Genomic DNA, 16,658 nt, shown 5'->3' with positions numbered 1-16,658 from the left:
GGCGTACGGCTTCTTCCACGGCGATTTCGCAGAAGGGGTTCATCGACATTTTGACGTTGGCGAGATCGACGCCGGAGTTGTCCGCCTTGACGCGAACCTTGACGTTGTAATCGACCACGCGCTTAACGGCAACGAGGATTTTCATGGACGTTAGTCCTCCACAAGTCTTGAGACGCCCGTAGGCGCATGACATTAAAAGGGGTGCCTAGGATACCGGGCGCGCAGGGCGCCCGGAAGGGCAAATTGTCGCTTTTACAGACAAAAATGCCGGGTTGGCGACCTATTTAGCTCGCCGACCCGGCAGTCCGGAAGTGACTTACGCGCCGGTCAGTTGCGCTGCGTAGGCTTCCAGGTGGTAGTCATCATCACCAAACTGGTGGCTGATCATCACCAGGCGCTTGGCGTAATGCGCGCCATTGTACTCCCAGGTCATGGCGATGCCGCCATGCAGCTGGATGGACTGTTCGGCAACAAAACGCGCGGCGCGGTTGACAATGAACTTGGCCGCGGACAGCTTGGCGCTGCGCTCGGCACTGTCTTCGTCGTCAGCCAGACAGGCTGCCAGAATCGCCATGGAGGTGGCGCGCTCCAGCTCGCTGATCATATCGACCATGCGGTGCTGCAACACCTGGAACTTGCCGATCGGCACGCCAAACTGCTTACGGGTTTTCAGGTATTCCAGCGTCAGATCGCAGGCGGTGCGCATGGCGCCGACAGCTTCGGCACACAGGGCGGCGATAGCGCGGCCGCTCTGGTAGCGAATGGCGTCAAAGGCCTGGCCAGCTTCACCCAACAGCTCGCCCTTGGCGTTGTCGAGGTACAGCTCACAGGCTTTGCGGCCGTCAACGGTGGCATACACGCGGCGGCTGACGCCGGCGCTGGTCGGATCGACCAGGAACAGGCTGATACCCTGCTCGTCGCGGCTGCCGCCAGCGGTGCGAGCGGACACCAGAATCTTGCCTGCGGTCTGGCCACCGATGACTACGCCCTTGCGACCGGTCAGGCTCCACTCGCTACCGTCTTGCTTGGCAGTGGTGGTGACATTGGCCAGGTCGTAGTGGCTGTTCAGCTCATCCAGGGCAACCGAGGCCTGCAGTTCGCCGCTGGCGATGGCTCCCATCAGTTCTTCTTTCTGTGCGTCGCTGCCCAGCTGGCCAATCAGGCCGCCGGCCAGAATCACGGACTCCATGTAGGGCTCAAGGCAGATGCCCTTGCCCAGCTGTTCCATGATCAGCATGGTTTCCACGCCGCCGCCGCCAAAGCCGCCCAGCTCTTCGGCGAAGGGGATCGCGGTCAGGCCCAGCTCACCCATCTGCTGCCAGAAGGCAGTGCTGAAGCCGGCTTCGCTTTCGCTGAATTTGCTGCGGCTTTCGAAGTCGTACACGTCACGAACCAGGCGCTCGGCAGTTTCCTGCAGCATCTGTTGTTCTTCGGTCAATTTGAAATCCACGGTCGGCCTCCTCAGAGCTCAAGAATCATTTTTGAGACGATGTTCTTCTGGATCTCGTTGGATCCGCCGAAGATCGACAGTTTACGCATGTTGAAGTACTGCGAGGCCGGCGAGGCCGCGTAGTCGTCGACGAGCAGTTCGCCGTCGTAGTCCAGTTCCAGCTCTTCCGGCAGGAAGGGCAGGGCGTAAGGGCCCAGTGCCTTGCGCATCAGGTGGGTGATGGTCTGGCGAATTTCGGTACCCTGGACTTTCAGAATGGAGCTTTCCGAACCGGGCACGCCGCCTTCGGAGGCCGCTGCGACGATGCGCAGGGTGCTCATTTCTGCCGCCATCAGCGACATTTCGATTTCCGCGATCTGGCTGCGGAACAGGGTGTCTTCGATCAGCGGCTTGCCGTTTTTCTGCTGCTTGGAGGCAATACGCTTGAGGTTGGTCATCGCTGCCTTGGAGGCGCCGATGCCGGCCAGGCCGGTACGCTCGTGGGTGAGCAGGTACTTGGCACAGGTCCAGCCCTTGTTCTCTTCGCCCACCAGGTTTTCTACCGGCACCTTGACGTCGTCGAAGAAGACTTCGTTGACTTCATGGTCGCCGTCCAGAGTGATGATCGGGCGCACGGTAATGCCGGGCGTCGCCATGTCGATCAACAGGAAGGAAATGCCACGCTGCTGCTGGGCTTCAGGATCGGTACGCACCAGACAGAAAATCCAGTTGGCGTGCTGGCCCAGGGTAGTCCAGGTCTTCTGGCCGTTGACGATGTAGTGATCGCCATCGCGCACGGCGCGGGTCTTCAGCGAAGCCAGGTCGGAACCGGCGCCCGGCTCGGAGTAACCCTGACACCACCAGTCGGTGCCATCGAGGATGCGTGGCAGGTAGGTCGCTTTCTGCTCTTCAGAGCCGAACTTGATGATCACCGGAGCAACCATGTTGACGCCGAACGGCACCAGACGCGGTGCGCCATAGGCGGCGGACTCTTCGTCAAAGATGTGCTTCTCGATCGGGCCCCAAGTAGTGCCGCCGTGCTCAACCGGCCAGCCTGGCGCGTACCAACCGCGCTTGGACAGAATCTTCTGCCAGCGCTCGTGATCTTCCTTGCTCAGGTGCTTGGCCAGTTTGACCTTCTGAGCGATGTCCGCAGGCAGCTCCTGTTTCAGGAATTCACGCACTTCATCGCGGAAGGCGAGCTGTTCGGGAGAAAAATGGATTTCCATTGTCAGTCCTCGTTGTAATACAGGTATCTGGCGGTCGGTGTCGGCACCGACCGCCCTGATTTATCAAAGATCGGCGAATTTGCGACCTTCTTTGGCCAGTTTTTCCAACAGGGCGGCCGGTTTCCACCAGGCGCCATGCTGCTCGTGAAACTCACAGATTTTTGCGTACACGCGATCCAGGCCCACGGCGTCAGCGTAGAACATGGGGCCACCCTGGAAGGCCGGGAAGCCGTAACCATTGAGGTAGATCACGTCGATGTCGCTGGCGCGCTGAGCGATGCCTTCTTCGAGGATCTTGGCACCCTCGTTGATCAGGGCATAGATGGTGCGCTCGATGATGTACTCATCCGACAGTTCGCGGCGCTCGATGCCCTGCTCTTTTGAAGCAGCTTCCAGCAGCGCCGGCAGTTCCGGGTTCTCCAACGGGGTACGGGAGCCCGCTTCATAAACATAGAAGCCCTTGCCGGTCTTCTGACCCAGCATACCGGCTTCGGCCATCTTGTCCAAAACCAGCGGCAGCTTGAATTCGGCCGGCAGCGTCTGGCGCTGGCGGGTACGAATGCTCAGGCCGATGTCTAGGCCGGAGAGGTCGCGCATGGCGAAGGGACCCATGGCCATGCCGAACTTGCGCAGTGCGCCGTCGACCTGTGCCGGGGTAGCGCCTTCCTCGACCAGAAACTCGGCTTCGCGGCCGTACTGGAAGACCATGCGGTTGCCGACGAAACCGTCGCACACGCCCACAGGGACGGCGACTTTCTTCAGCTTCTTGCCGATCGCCATGGCGGTGGCCAGCACGTCGTTGGCGGTTTTCTCGCCGCGCACTACTTCCAGCAGGCGCATGACGTTGGCCGGGCTGAAGAAGTGCAGCCCTACCACGTCTTCCGGGCGCTTGGTGAACGCGGCAATCTGGTTCAGATCAAGTGAGGAGGTGTTGCTGGCCAGAATGGCACCCGGCTTGCAGTTGGCATCCAGCGCCTCGAATACCTTCTGCTTGACGCCCATCTCTTCGAATACGGCTTCAACCACTAGGTCAACGTCGCTCAGATCGGCGTAATCGGTCACGCCGCTGATCAGCGCCATGCGCTTTTCGAGTGCCGCTTCGTTCAGGCTGCCACGCTTGACGCTCATGCCGTAGGTGTCGCGGGCCCGCTGCAGGGCCTTGTCGCGAGCCTCGGCAGTGATTTCCAGTACCTTGACCGGAATGCCGGCGTTGGCAAAACACATGGCGATACCGACACCCATGGTGCCGCCGCCGATGACTGCGGCAGACTGAATGTCACGAACGGGGGTGTCTTTTGGCAGGTCGTCGACCTTGGAGGCCAGACGCTCGGTGAAGAAGGCGTGGACCAGGGCTGCCCGTTGCGGTGATACCAGGCACTCGGCAAACAGCTCGCGCTCGCGCTTCAGGCCTTCAGCCAGCGGTAGGGTGAAAGCGGCTTCGACGGCAGAGATACAGCGCTGTGGTGAGAATAGGCCGGGCATTTTCTTCTCGACTTCGGCACGCTTGGCAGCGACCGCAGCGGCGTTGTCGACGCCTTCAAGCTTGTCGGTGCGCTCGCCAGTGCGGCGCGGGCCCTTGCCTTCGGCAAGCAGCTGGTCGGCGTAGGCCAGACCGGCGGACAGCAAATCGCCTTCGATCAGTTGGTCGACGACGCCCAGCTCGAGCGCTTCATTGGCGCTGATGGGCGCACCGCTGACGATCATGTCGAGTGCCTTGGCTACACCCGTCAGGCGCGGCAGGCGCTGAGTGCCGCCGGCACCCGGCAGCAGGCCCAGTTTGACCTCGGGCAGGCCGACTTTGGCGCTCTTGACGGCGATGCGGTAGTGGCAGCTGACGGCAACTTCCAGACCACCGCCCAGAGCGGTGCCATGGATCACGGCGACGCTGGGCTTGCTGCCGGCTTCGATCTCGTTGACCACTTGCGGCAGGCTCGGCTCCTTCGGCGGCTTGCCGAATTCCTTGATATCAGCCCCGGCGATGAAGGTTGAGCCTTCACAGATCAGAACGATAGCCTTGACCTCAGGGTCGGCCTCGGCCGCCTTGAAGCTGTTCTGCAGGCCTTCACGCACGGCAATGCCGAGTGCATTGACCGGTGGGTTGTTGACGGTGACAACCGCAATGGCGCCTTTGCGTTCCAGAGTGACCACGTCCGACATGCTTGACCTCCGTAAGTGTGGCTAAGTGCGTTTCATTATTTGGCTATTTCACTATGCGAAATAATGAAACCATGTTTCGCTAGGCAAAATACAAAAAAACAAATGCTTTGTCGATGCCCCTTTTGCGCGAAATGGGGGTTCATCAGTAAAGGTGATGAATCGCCCCGGCGCTAGGCTCGGGCGCGATTCATCACAGCAGCAAGCCTCCGGCTAAACGCGGCAAGCCAAGATCAAACCAATACGGGATGTGAACTGAGCGTGTGCGACCGGTTTGTTGCTTGCAGCCTGAGGCCTGCCGGTGACATTGAGCAGTGGGACGTCAAACGCCCAACCGCTCAATGTCCCTGGCCAGCATGGCCAGTTGATGCGCCAGCTGATTCTGCACCTTCTCTTCCGAGACGAGGTAGGAAGGTGCGCCGCAAGTGAGGACCATCAGGCTGCCGTCCTGCAAGTGCAGTGGTACGCCAGCGGCGTTGACATTGCGGTCCCAATCGCCGAGTGAGAGACAAAAACCGTGTTTCTCGTATTCGGCAAAGCTTTTGTGCAGTGACGCTTCCAGTTCAGGCCAGGCCTCGGGGTTGCGGGCCTTGAGCGCATCCATCACATGGCTGCGCTCCTCGTCCTTCATTGCCGCGAGGTAGGCGCGGCCGGCAGCGGTGGTGGCCAATGGCAGGCGGACGCCCACATCCATGCGCAATGAGGTGGTTTCCGAGGGCCTGCAGTTTTCGACATAGATCATCGACAGGCGATCACGGCAGGTGAGGCCAACCGAGGTATTGGTAGTGCGGGCAAACTCATCGAGGTACGGCTTGGCCAATTGACGCACGCGCAAGTTGGAGACGTAGGCGTAACCCAAAGCCAGCACGCCGGAGTCGAGCTGGTACTTTTCCAGTTGGGTGGAGTAGCTGAGATAGCCGAGCTTGGTCAGCGTATACGTCATACGCGACACCGTGGGCTTGGGCAGGCCGGTGATGCGCGCGATGTCCTGGTTGCCCATGACCACCGAGCCCTGACTGAATGCGCGCAAGACGTCCAATCCACGAGACAGCGCCTCGACAAACTTGCGATCCTTCGCGGTGGCGGTGGCGGTGCTGTTTTCGTGCTCTTCATTCATTGGTTAGATTACCTTGCTGGCGCATCCTGATTGCCCGGCCGATGTACGGCGCTCTTACTGGTTTGATGCTTGGCTATTATTGTTGTCGATCAGCCGCGAAACATAACATGATCGAACGTTTTGCACAGCGAGACTGTATAGAGATTGTCTCGATGATTGCACACTTGTGCCTGATAGAATAGCATCTTTTTGGTACTTCATTCCGCTGTGCAAAATATCGGTCCATTAAAGAGCGACCCAAAATAATAGTCTTATAACGAGGTTCAGATGTCGTCATCCGTGCACTACGCCGTCGATACTCAGCTGGCTGAGCTGGGTTACACCACCCTTTTTGATGTTCTCGACGGCGCCTGCGCCCGCTACGGTGATCAACCGGCGTTCTCCTGTGGTGACGATACGCTGAGCTTCAACCAGTTGCGCGGGCGCGCCGATGCCTTTGCCCGCTATCTGCGGCACCATGCCCGTCTGGAAGCGGGCGATCGCCTGGCGATCCAGTTGCCGAACCTCTTGCAATACACTATCGCGCTCTTCGGTGCGCTGCGTGCAGGCCTGGTGATCGTTAATACCAACCCGCAGTACACCGCCTATGAAACACGCCACCAGTTCGCGGACTCTGGCGCCAAGGCGGTGGTGGTGCTCGACAAGCTGGTGCCGCTGGTACGCAAGATCCAAGGGTCGACGGACGTTGAACAGCTGATCGTCACCAGCCTTGATGACCTGGCCAACCCCCAGTACGACAGTGCTGAGGCTGACGAAATGCGCTTCATGCAAGCGCTGCGGTTGGGTGACGAGTTGCCGCAGGTTGCGCCCGAGCGGGGGTTGGACGATTTGGCGGTGCTGCAGTACACCGGCGGGACGACGGGCGTGTCCAAGGGTGCGATGCTCACCCACCGCAATATTCTCTGCAACATCCTGCAGGCGGTCAGCATCCTTAAAGAGGGCGACGTTGAGTTTGGCAAGGAGGTGCGTATTTCACCCCTGCCGCTCTATCATATCTTTGCTTTTACCGCGAATTGCATCGCGTCGGTGTTCACTGGTTTTCACAGTGTGCTGATCAGCAACCCGCGCGACCTCGACGGCATGATTCAGGACCTCAAGCGTCACTCTTTTACCCTGCTCACGGGTATCAACTCGCTGTTTGTCTCGCTGATGAACCACCCCGAGTTCGACAATATCGACTTCAGTCGCCTGAAGTGGGTCAACTCCGGTGGTGCGCCGTTGAATACCGAGATTGCCAAGCGCTGGGAAGCACGCACCGGCAGCGTGATTCGTGAAGGTTACGGCTTAACAGAGACCTCCCCGGTGGTGGTCGCCTCGACCTCCAAGACGCCTTATAAAGAGGGCTATATCGGCCAGCCGGTGATCGATACCGAGCTGAAGACCGTGGATGACGACGGCAACGAAACGCCGCGCGGTGAGCCCGGTGAGGTGCTCATTCGCGGCCCGCAGGTGATGCAGGGCTACTGGCACCGCCCGGATGAAACCGCCGCCACCTTCAGCGAGGATGGCTGGCTGAAAACCGGCGATGTCGGCGTGATAGACAATGAGGGCTTTCTCAAGCTGGTCGATCGCAAGAAGGACATGATTCTGGTCTCCGGCTTCAATGTGTACCCCAACGATGTGGAAGACGCGGTCATGCGTCACGCCGGCATTCGCGAGTGCGTCGCTGTGGGCGTGCCGGATGAGCGCACCGGAGAGGCGATTAAGATCTACGTCAGTCTGACCGATCCGGCGCTGGATGAAGCTGCGATCATTGCCCACTGCCGCGAGCACCTGACCGGTTACAAGATTCCCAAGCACGTCGAGATTCGCGACGACCTGCCCAAGTCGACCGTGGGTAAATTGTTGCGCCGGGTGCTGCGTGATGAAGCACGTGGCGAGGCCAAGGCGTGAGCGGGCTGACACTGCAGATTGCCAATGGCGTAGCGGAAGTCAGCCTGGATGACGGCAAGGTCAACGCGCTGTCGGAAGCCTTGCTGGAGCAGCTGTTGGCGGCGATTGCCGAGGCGGCGAGGGTTGAGGCGGCGTTGCTGATAGTCGGGCGTCCCGGCTGCTTCAGCGGCGGTTATGACCGCAAGTTGATCGATGCTGGCGGCCCGGCCTGCGATGCCATGCGGGCGGCGGGCGACCGACTGACGCTGGCGCTGCTGGATTATCCCGCGCCGGTGGTGATCGCCAGCAGCGGGCACGCGATGGCCAAGGCGGCCTTTGTGCTCCTGCTAGCGGACTATCGCGTAGGCGCCCAAGGGGCATTTCGCATCGGCTTGAACGAGGTCGCCATCGGTATGACCATGCCCGAAGGCGCCATGGCGCAGGCGCGTGCAAGATTGGCACCGCAGTGGCTCAACCGTTGTGCACTGCAGGCTGAATACCTGAACCCGGGTCAGGCACTGGCCGCGGGCTTCCTGGATGAACTGCAGCCCGCGGACCAGTTGCTGGAGCGCGCCCGGGAGAAGGCTCGCCAGCTGGCGGCACTGGATAAGCGAGCTTTCCGTGAGACGCGAGCGCTGCTGCATGCGCCGCTGCGCGATGAGCTGGCTCAGCTGTTCGGCTAGTCTGTCAGGCCATTGTGTTGTTGTCTGCTAGCGCTCTTGGCTACGAGGGCGCTAGTGACCCCCTACCTATTCCTTGTAATACGCCACCTGCGTGGACGTCAGTAACAAGACGCCATCCTCGCTCCACAGGTGGGCAACCTGATCCGAATAATTGTTGTGCATGCGCGTGGCGCGGGCCTGCCCCAGCAGCGGGCGGTCGCCGCAGGCGGCCAGCTGCGCCGCATCAGCATGGAAATAGTGGGTCAGCGATACCGTGCCGGCCGGGGTAAAGCGCTGGCGCCGGTGAAAGATACGCGGTGCAAAGACATCACCCATTGCGGTCAGTGAGGCAAAGTCCAGCGGCCGGGGCGGGTTGTCGCGGGTCCACAGCAGGCTCTCGGTGCCTTCGCGTCCTTCCTTGATCGGCTCCTTTGGGTGGAACAGGCCAGAGACATAGCGAAAGTCATAATGCTGGAACCAGCTGCGTTCCTTGCGCACCTGTTGCGGCAGGCTGTCGGCAGCGGGCGCGGCGGGCATCGGCTCCTGCTGCTCGGACCAGGTCTCCCGGCGGGTCGCGAAAAAAGCGGTACCGCTGGTGACCACTTCACCCTCCTGTCGCTGCAAAAGCAGCCAATGCTGGGTGGAACGATTGGTGCGAATTGGCGTGACTTCGATTTCGAAGGCGCCCGGTTGCACCGGCCCGGCAAAGTTGATGGTCAGCGAGACGGGCTCGCCGATGCGCTCGGGATGCTGCAGTACCGCGTTGAGCAAGGTTGCTGCGGTCACGCCGCCGAAGGGGCCGACCATATTCTGGTAGTCGTCGCTGGTAGTGCCACTGAACAGGTTGGGAGCGAGGGGCTGCAGCGCAATCGCCCGGTCGAATGCGTGGCTGGCGGGCAGGGTGGTAGTCATCAGGGTATTCCGATTGAAATGGGAGGGCCGTGCAATATGAATATGATGGGCATAATAAGCAGCGCTTGTTGCGCTCGACAAGCAAGCTTGGCGCTATGAATCTGGCGCTATGCGTGGTGGCGATTGGTAAGGACGAGCAGTGGCGTTGGCGGCAAGTGGCGGGTGAAATACGGCTGGCTCGGCGCCGTCTGTAGCGCGCCGAGCCAGGGTATGAATCAACCGCGTTTGTAGGTACCGATAAGGCGGTTCATGGCGGTCGCGTTAGGCTCGATCTTTTCCAGCAACTGCCACAGGTTCAGGCCAGCGGGCAGGTTCAGCTCGGCATCCAGCGCAATCACCCAGAAGTAGTACTTGTGCTGGCCATGACCCTCAGGCGGCATGGGCCCGTTGTAACCCAGGTTGCCGAAATTGTTCTTGCCTTGGGTGTAGTCGCCGCAACCTTCGCTCAGTGCGCTGACGTCGCCAGGAATGTTGTAGAGCACCCAGTGCACGAAGCCGTAGGTGCCGTTGGCCGAGATCAGTGGCGCGTCCGGGTCGTGGCAGATCACGGCGTAGCTTTTGGTACCCGCTGGCGCGTTTTTCCAGCTCAGCGCGGGAGAAACATCCTCGCCCTCACCGGTGTGCTTGCTGGGGATGGCGCCCTCGGCGGCGAAAGCGCTGCTGTCGAGAGTCAGGTCGTTGGAAAAGGCAAATCCCATGGAAGTCTCCTTGAAGTTGGCGCGAAAGTTGTCTCAATACTACTCCGGGCACCGCGTCATGCAAGGCGCCTGAGGTCAGTGCATGAGTGCGCTGAGCAACCACAGGCCCAGCAGTATCCAGATCACGCCAAGTATGAGTTTCTTGCGGATGAAGGCGCGAACGCCAAGGTAGATCAGGCAGAGCCCGAGAATCACTGCGGCAATGCTGAGCAGGCTGCTGTTGACGCCCAGCGCGCGGGCAAAGCCGTTGACGAAGTCCGAGCTGGCGTTACTCAGCAGGGTAAACAGCCAGACCAGGCTGTCGATGATAAAGCGGATGACGGTGCCGAAAACCTGGCCCAGCCATTCAAAAACATTATTCGCCTGCATTCAATTGTCTCTGGTCACTAAGGGGGCGTACTCGCTGGCGATACCTTAGCAGAAGCCGGCAGCAGGCAGAACTCAAGCCTGCTGCCGGCGACGGTAAGGTCAGACGCGCTCGATGACCGCTGCCACACCCTGGCCCAGACCAATACACAGGCTGACCAGTGCGTAGCGCTTGCCGGTGCGCTCCAGTTGACGCAGGGCGGTCAGGGTCAGGCGGGCGCCGGATGCCCCCAGTGGGTGACCTACGGCAATGGCACCCCCGTTGGGGTTCAGGCGCGGGTCATCGAAGGCTATGCCCAGTTGCTTGGCGCAACCGAGCACCTGGGAGGCAAAGGCTTCGTTGATCTCGATGACATCCATGTCATCCAGTGTCAGGCCGGCGCGGCTGAGCGCCTTCTTGCAGGCTTCCACCGGACCCAGGCCCATGACGCGCGGAGCAACACCGGACACGGCGCCAGCCAGGATGCGAGCACGCGGCTTGACGCCGTACTTCTGGCCTGCGGCTTCGCTGCCGATAATCAGGGCAGCGGCGCCGTCGTTGACACCAGAGGCGTTGCCGGCGGTAACCACGCCGCCTTCAAACAGCGAGCGCAAGCCGGACAGGGCCGCCATGTCGCTGCTCGGGCGCGGGTGCTCGTCCTGATCGACGACCTTGGCCGGCTTCTTGCGGCCCTGGGACACTTCGATCGGGTGGATTTCTTCGGCAAAGAAGCCCTCAGCGCGGGCCTTCTCGTACAGCGCCTGGCTGCGAGCGGCATAGGTGTCGGCTTCTTCCCGGCTGATGCCGAGGTCGGCAGCGACGTTATCAGCGGTCTGCGGCATGGTGTCGTCACCGTATTGCTTCTCGACCTTGGGGTTCGGGAAGCGTGCACCGATGGTGCTGTCAAAGGCACGGAAGTCGCGGCTGTAGGCGCTTTCGCTCTTGGCGATAACGAAGGGCGCGCGGCTCATGCTTTCCACGCCACCGGCGACGAACAGCTCGCCTTCACCAGCTTTTACTGCGCGGGCGGCATCGAGAATGGCAGCCAGGCCGGAGCCGCACAGGCGGTTGACGGTGACGCCGGCCACTTCCTGCGGCAGCCCCGCCAGCAGGCCGGCGTGACGGGCGACGTTGCGCGCGTCTTCACCGGCCTGGTTGGTGTTGCCCATGACCACGTCTTCGTAGTCCTGACCTTCAAACGGGTTGCGAGCAACCACGGCGCGAATCACTTCGGCGAGCAGGTCATCCGGGCGAACGCTGGCCAGGGCGCCGGCGTGGCGGCCGAACGGGGTACGCAGGCCATCGTAGATATAGGCAGTCATGGTCTTACTCCTGAAAGTCGGGTGTGGTCAAAGGCAGATCCAGCTGCACGCGGCGACGCAGCCAGGGGCTGGGGCGGTAGCGCGGTTCGCCGTAAACGGCCTGCAGGTTGTTGAGGACGGCGAGAATATTGGCCTCGCCATAATGCTCGCCGAAGGCCAGTGGGCCTTTTGGATAGCCCAGCGCCAGTTGAATGGCGCGGTCCAGTGTTTGCGGCGTGGTGATGCCTTTCTGCACGATTTCGCAGCCCAGATTGACGACGCTGGCAATCAGGCGCTGAATCACAAAGCCGGCGGAATCGTTGATCACTTCCACGGGTACGCCATCGGCGCTGAGGGCCTGGCGTGCCTGAGCGACGACCTCGGCGCTGGCAGCCGGCTGGCGCATCAGGGTGCGGCGCTTGTCCCAGTTGGCAAAGCTGTCGAGGGCCAGCGTGCGTTCGGCAGGCAGCCCCAGCTGAGTCAGGGCGGTGCTGCAGTCGTCGCCCAGCGGGGTGATCAGGCAGATGGCATCGTCCGATGGCTTGCTGCCGGTTTCCAGTGTGGCGCCCACTTGGGTCAGTACCTCGCTGACCTGGTTGCGCAGTGCGTCGTCATCGGTCTCCAGCCAGAACGGACGATTGATCAGCACGGTTTCTGGTTGTGGCTCGGTAGGCTCGATCTTCTGACCGTCCTCATAACGGTAGAAGCCCTGACCGGTCTTGCGCCCCAGCAGGCCCGCGGCGACACGCTGCGCGGCAATGAATGAGGGGGTGTAGCGCGGGTCGTGATAGAACTGCTCGTACACAGACTCCATCACTGCGTGGGATACGTCCAGGCCGGTCAGGTCGAACAGCTCGAACGGTCCCATGCGAAAGCCCGGGCCGTCGCGCAGAATGCGGTCGATCTGCGAAGGCGTTGCAACGCCTTCGCTGAGCATACGCAACGCTTCGGTGCCGAAAGCGCGGCCAGCGTGGTTGACCAGAAAGCCGGGGGTGTCCGGGGTGATGGCCGGGAAGTGGCCGGCGGTATCGGCCAGCTCGACCAGGCCTTCAATGACGCGCTCTTCGGTGCGCTCGCCGCGTACTACCTCAACGATCTTCATCAGCGGCACAGGATTGAAGAAGTGGAAACCGGCAACGCGGCCTGGGTGCTTGGCGCTGCTGGCGATGCGGGTGACCGACAGCGAGGAGGTGTTGGTCGCCAGCACGCAGGTGTCGCTGACGATGGCCTCCAGGTCGGCAAACAGCTTCTGCTTAACGTCCAGCAGCTCGACGATGGCCTCAATCACCAGATCGCAGTCTTTCAGCTCTTCAAGCGTCTGTGCAGGCTGCATGCGGGCGAGGGTGGCTTCCAGCTCAGCCTCGGTCATCTTGCCCTTGGCCTGAGCGCGCTGCAGCAGGTTGCGGTTGAATTGCAGGGCGTCCTCGATGGCTTCAGCGCGGGTATCGAACAGCTGAACCTGCTGGCCGCTGCTGGCGAACAGTTGGGCAATGCCGCGGCCCATGGCGCCGGCGCCGATAACGCCAATCCGGTTGAACATGCGTGGACTCCTCAGTTGGGAATGTTTCAGGCTTTTGTTCCGCATGGCGAAACAGTATTTCGTTTAATGTGTTGCGAGATTAAATCCTGTACCTTGTGAGTGCAAGTTTGGCGACAGTCTTGTCTGTCTCGCCTGTGCCATACTTGTCTGCTTCCAAGACAATCGCCCGCGGGTGTGTGTTTCCACCCGGTGGCGCTGTTGTGTCCAAATCGAGTGTAGTGAATAAAAGGTGTTGCACCCGTGAATCAAGACGAACGTCAAGCCATCGCCCGTACCGTGACCGGGTTCTTTCAGGAACTGGGCGCGGAGCTTGAAGAGTACAGCGAGGGCCGCGCGGTGGTCGCGCTGACGCTGACTGAAAAGCATCTGAACAACGCCAGCAACCTGCACGGCGGGGTTACCGCCAGTCTGCTGGATATCGCCATGGGGCTTTGTGGCACCTGGGCCGCGTCGCCTGAGGAGCGTCGGGTGGCGATTACCCTGTCCCTGAACACCAACTTCTCGTCCACCGCCACGCTGGGCGCCCGGGTGCGTGCCGTGGCTTCTTGCCGCAGTGCAGGGCACAAGGTGTTCATGGCCAGCTGCGATCTGCTGGATCAGAATGACAAATTGATCGGCTTCGGCGAAGGTGTATTCAAGAAAGGTGCTTATCGCAAGGATCTGCCGTGAAGCCGGTGGTGCTGCTGCCGCTTGGCGTAGCGCTTGAGCTCTTTGGCCTGCTGACGCAGCTGCATTGGTTCAGCTGGTGCGCTGCGGCGTCCTTTGCGCTCTACTTCCTGTTGCACTTCACGCGGCTGAACCCCTATCCGCGCTGGCTAGGCATCGTCACGCTGGCTATTTTGCTGGCGGCGGTCTGGTTTGCGCAGCCGGGTGCGGAGCTGTGGCCCAAGCTGGCCAGCTCGGTCGCCTACTACACCAGCTTTCTCGGTGCGTTGGGGCTGATGCAATTGCTGGCGCAGCGCTTGCCGCAGCTGCGCGAGTTGCACAAGGCGCTGTTGTCCGGCTCCAAAGTGGTACTGTATCCGCGCTATGTATTGACCGCCGGCAGCATCGGCTCGATTCTCAATTTCGGCATGATGAACCTGCTCTGCGGCACGCTGACCGAACACCTGAAGCGCTACTCGTTGACCGATCAGCAGCGGCGCAACGGGCTGCGCAGCGTGATGGTCACGACCTTGCGTGGCTTTGCCTTGGTGCCGCTGCTGGCGCCGACCAGTGTGACCATTGCCATTATTTCCCGCGAGATGCCCGAGCAGTCTTGGAGCACCATGGTGCCCTACGGCGCGGTGGCGGCGTTGATGATGATAGTGGTCGGCTGGCGCCGGGAAACGCAGGGGTTGCTGGAGCTGCGTGACAATATCGGTGATTCGAGCAAGGCCGACGGCATGCTGGAGTTGCTGCTCGGTAGCCTGGTCGGTCTGGGCGCCATCGGAGTACTGGCGTCGCTGTCGAGCTTAACCGCCTCGCAGTCGGCCATGGTGCTGGTACCCTTCGGCGTGATCAGTTACCTGCTCTGGCGTGAACGCTCGCCACAGTTGGTGCTGCGCGAGGTCACCGAGAACATGGCCAGCATGCACAACGAGATGTTCATCTTTGGCTGTGCTGCGCTCTTGGGGGGTGTGCTCGGCGCGGTCGCGCCACTGGAGGAAATCGCTGCCTGGCTGGCGCAGGATCCCAAATACAACATTCTGCTGGCAGTCGGCAGTCTGTTCAGCACTATTACTTTAGCGGTGTTGGGGCTGGCGCCGATTGTCTCGTTGTCGTTGATTGCCGGCCTGCTGGCGCAGTTGTCTTTGCTCGGCGTGCCCATCATGACGCCAGCGGTAGGCCTGATGTGCGGCTTCTCGCTGGCGATGATCTTTTCGCCGTTTGGCCCGTCAACGCTGATTCTGTCGCGCTACAGTGGCGAAACACCCTTCCGGGTGGCGTTCGGCTGGAACGGCCGCTTTGTCCTCACCGTGATGCCGCTGTTATTGTTGCTGATCTTCTTTACCTACTGGCAGCAATCCTGAATGCCCGAATTACCTGAAGTCGAAACCACCCGCCGCGGCATTGCTCCGCATCTGGAAGGCAAAACCGTCACCCGCCTGATTGTGCGCGAGCGCCGTTTACGCTGGCCGATCCCCGAGGATCTGGCCATTCAAATTGAAGGGCAGCGGTTTGAACGCATTGAGCGCCGTGCCAAGTACCTGTTGATGCAGATTGGCGGCGGCACCCTGATTGGTCATCTGGGCATGTCGGGCAATATGCGCCTGGTGCAGGCGGGTACACCGGCGGCCAAGCACGAGCATGTAGATATCGAGCTGGATTCGGGTATGGCGCTGCGTTACACCGATCCGCGCCGCTTTGGTGCTCTACTCTGGGCGCGGGCAGGTGAGCTGCATCCGCTGCTGGCCAAGCTGGGTCCGGAACCTCTATCCGGCGAGTTTGACGGCGAGCGTCTGTATCAGCTGTCGCGTGGCAAGAGTAGTGCGGTCAAACCTTTCATCATGGATAACGCCGTGGTGGTCGGGGTGGGCAACATCTACGCCAGCGAAGCGCTCTTTGCGGCCGGTATCGACCCGCGACGGGAGGCAGGGCGGATCAGCCGTGCGCGTTACCTCAAGCTGGCGGAGGAGATAAAACGTATCCTTGCCTACGCGATCGAGCGTGGCGGCACCACGCTGCGTGATTTTGTCGGCGGCGATGGTCAGCCGGGCTACTTCAAGCAGGAGCTGTTTGTATACGGTCGACCAGGGCAGCTGTGCAAGTTGTGCGGTACTACCCTCAGCGAGGTGCGTTTGGGGCAGCGCAGCTCGGTGTATTGCCGCCAATGCCAGCGCTAATAGCTCTTCAGAAGGCGTGTAAGCCAGCAAATTAAAGGGCTGCAGGCTAATTTCAGTGTGCCACGTTCCGAAATCTGCGGAATGTGCCTACAATGGAGTGTGATACCAGCGGCCCACGGGATAACGGGTCGCGTAACAAGATCAACGCCTTTCGGGCCACAACCAGGGATTTAATATGCGCCTGTTACGTCAAACTACCGCGTTAGCGGCCGGCCTGCTGATGAGCGTCAGCGCTATGGCAGCTACCGACTACAACTCCTATCAGGAAGAGAAGCCCGGCTATATGGCCATGATGGGTGACCTGATCATTGCCCGTCCCATGTTGCTGGCTGTAACGGCCGTTGGCGCTGCTGCCTTTGTGGTAAGCCTGCCGTTCTCGGCTGCCGGCGGCAATATCGGTGAGGCGGGACGCGAACTGGTGGTTCGTCCCGGTGCCGAGACCTTTGTACGCTGCCTGGGTTGCACGCGTGCCGGTTACGGCCGCAAGCAGCAGGACGAGAACCTTTAGGTTTCATGCGCGAACGCCGAGTCAGGGCTGACCGCGCATCTTATCGGCAAGGCCGTTTTCGCTCT

General features: G+C 61.0%; 15 protein-coding genes and 1 pseudogene. 6 read left to right on the top strand and 10 right to left on the bottom strand.

Features of this window, described 5'->3' with window-relative positions; genetic code table 11:
* The 5 genes and pseudogenes from V7747_RS16190 to V7747_RS16170 all read right to left on the bottom strand — a co-directional run.
* Positions 1-145 (bottom strand): annotated as a pseudogene (locus V7747_RS16190) (electron transfer flavoprotein subunit beta/FixA family protein); the annotation flags it as partial.
* Between the two features lie 171 nt (positions 146-316).
* A complete protein-coding gene (locus tag V7747_RS16185; protein ID WP_335617047.1) occupies positions 317-1,450 on the bottom strand; it encodes an acyl-CoA dehydrogenase family protein in 1,134 nt (377 codons plus the stop codon).
* Positions 1,451-1,461: 11 nt separating this feature from the next.
* The gene (locus V7747_RS16180) at positions 1,462-2,658 is read right to left on the bottom strand and encodes an acyl-CoA dehydrogenase family protein (protein ID WP_335617046.1); all 1,197 of its coding nucleotides are present in this window, start codon (positions 2,656-2,658) and stop codon (positions 1,462-1,464) included.
* Between the two features lie 63 nt (positions 2,659-2,721).
* Positions 2,722-4,815 (bottom strand): 3-hydroxyacyl-CoA dehydrogenase NAD-binding domain-containing protein, encoded by a 2,094-nt coding sequence (locus V7747_RS16175; protein WP_335617045.1) that lies wholly within the window; start codon positions 4,813-4,815, stop codon positions 2,722-2,724.
* A 319-nt stretch (positions 4,816-5,134) separates the two neighbouring features.
* Entirely contained in the window at positions 5,135-5,929 is a 795-nt protein-coding gene (locus V7747_RS16170; protein ID WP_335617044.1) for an IclR family transcriptional regulator, read from the bottom strand.
* Positions 5,930-6,196: 267 nt separating this feature from the next.
* Here V7747_RS16170 and V7747_RS16165 point away from each other — a divergent pair, with 267 nt between their 5' ends.
* Both V7747_RS16165 and V7747_RS16160 read left to right on the top strand, forming a co-directional pair.
* Entirely contained in the window at positions 6,197-7,822 is a 1,626-nt protein-coding gene (locus tag V7747_RS16165; RefSeq protein ID WP_335617043.1) for an AMP-binding protein, read from the top strand.
* Positions 7,819-8,484 carry a crotonase/enoyl-CoA hydratase family protein gene (locus tag V7747_RS16160; protein WP_335617042.1) on the top strand — a complete coding sequence of 222 codons (666 nt, stop codon included), beginning with the start codon at positions 7,819-7,821 and terminating at the stop codon, positions 8,482-8,484. The genes V7747_RS16165 and V7747_RS16160 overlap by 4 nt, the downstream gene beginning before the upstream one ends.
* A 66-nt stretch (positions 8,485-8,550) precedes the next feature.
* Here the strand turns inward: V7747_RS16160 and V7747_RS16155 are convergent, their stop codons facing one another.
* The 5 genes from V7747_RS16155 to V7747_RS16135 form a co-directional block, all read right to left on the bottom strand.
* Positions 8,551-9,375, bottom strand: coding sequence for an acyl-CoA thioesterase (locus tag V7747_RS16155; RefSeq protein ID WP_335617041.1), 825 nt, complete (start codon positions 9,373-9,375; stop codon positions 8,551-8,553).
* A gap of 215 nt (positions 9,376-9,590) precedes the next feature.
* Entirely contained in the window at positions 9,591-10,073 is a 483-nt protein-coding gene (locus tag V7747_RS16150) for a YbhB/YbcL family Raf kinase inhibitor-like protein (RefSeq protein WP_335617040.1), read from the bottom strand.
* A gap of 75 nt (positions 10,074-10,148) precedes the next feature.
* Positions 10,149-10,442 carry a hypothetical protein gene (locus tag V7747_RS16145; protein WP_335617039.1) on the bottom strand — a complete coding sequence of 98 codons (294 nt, stop codon included), beginning with the start codon at positions 10,440-10,442 and terminating at the stop codon, positions 10,149-10,151.
* A gap of 99 nt (positions 10,443-10,541) precedes the next feature.
* Positions 10,542-11,741, bottom strand: coding sequence for a 3-oxoadipyl-CoA thiolase (locus V7747_RS16140; protein WP_335617038.1), 1,200 nt, complete (start codon positions 11,739-11,741; stop codon positions 10,542-10,544).
* 4 nt (positions 11,742-11,745) lie between these two features.
* Complete coding sequence (locus tag V7747_RS16135) at positions 11,746-13,260, bottom strand: 3-hydroxyacyl-CoA dehydrogenase (RefSeq protein ID WP_335617037.1); 1,515 nt, start codon at positions 13,258-13,260, stop codon at positions 11,746-11,748.
* 240 nt (positions 13,261-13,500) lie between these two features.
* On the opposite strand from V7747_RS16135, the gene V7747_RS16130 reads away from it, so the two are divergent.
* From V7747_RS16130 to V7747_RS16115, 4 genes are all read left to right on the top strand, one after another.
* Positions 13,501-13,929, top strand: coding sequence for a PaaI family thioesterase (locus V7747_RS16130; RefSeq protein ID WP_335617036.1), 429 nt, complete (start codon positions 13,501-13,503; stop codon positions 13,927-13,929).
* Positions 13,926-15,272: a hypothetical protein gene (locus V7747_RS16125; RefSeq protein ID WP_335617035.1), complete on the top strand. Its 1,347-nt coding sequence runs from the start codon at positions 13,926-13,928 to the stop codon at positions 15,270-15,272. Before V7747_RS16130 ends, V7747_RS16125 begins: the two co-directional genes overlap by 4 nt.
* Complete coding sequence (gene mutM / locus V7747_RS16120; protein ID WP_335617034.1) at positions 15,273-16,085, top strand: bifunctional DNA-formamidopyrimidine glycosylase/DNA-(apurinic or apyrimidinic site) lyase; 813 nt, start codon at positions 15,273-15,275, stop codon at positions 16,083-16,085.
* Between the two features lie 175 nt (positions 16,086-16,260).
* On the top strand, positions 16,261-16,593 hold the full coding sequence (locus V7747_RS16115; RefSeq protein ID WP_442909282.1) for a multidrug transporter: 333 nt from the start codon (positions 16,261-16,263) through the stop codon (positions 16,591-16,593).
* The last annotated feature ends 65 nt before the right edge of the window (positions 16,594-16,658 follow it).

Origin of the sequence: Halopseudomonas sp. (genome assembly GCF_036960865.1) — a bacterium.
GTDB lineage: Bacteria > Pseudomonadota > Gammaproteobacteria > Pseudomonadales > Pseudomonadaceae > Halopseudomonas.
Note: the sequence above shows the minus strand (reverse complement) of the source record. Positions and strands in the feature narration are given on the sequence as shown.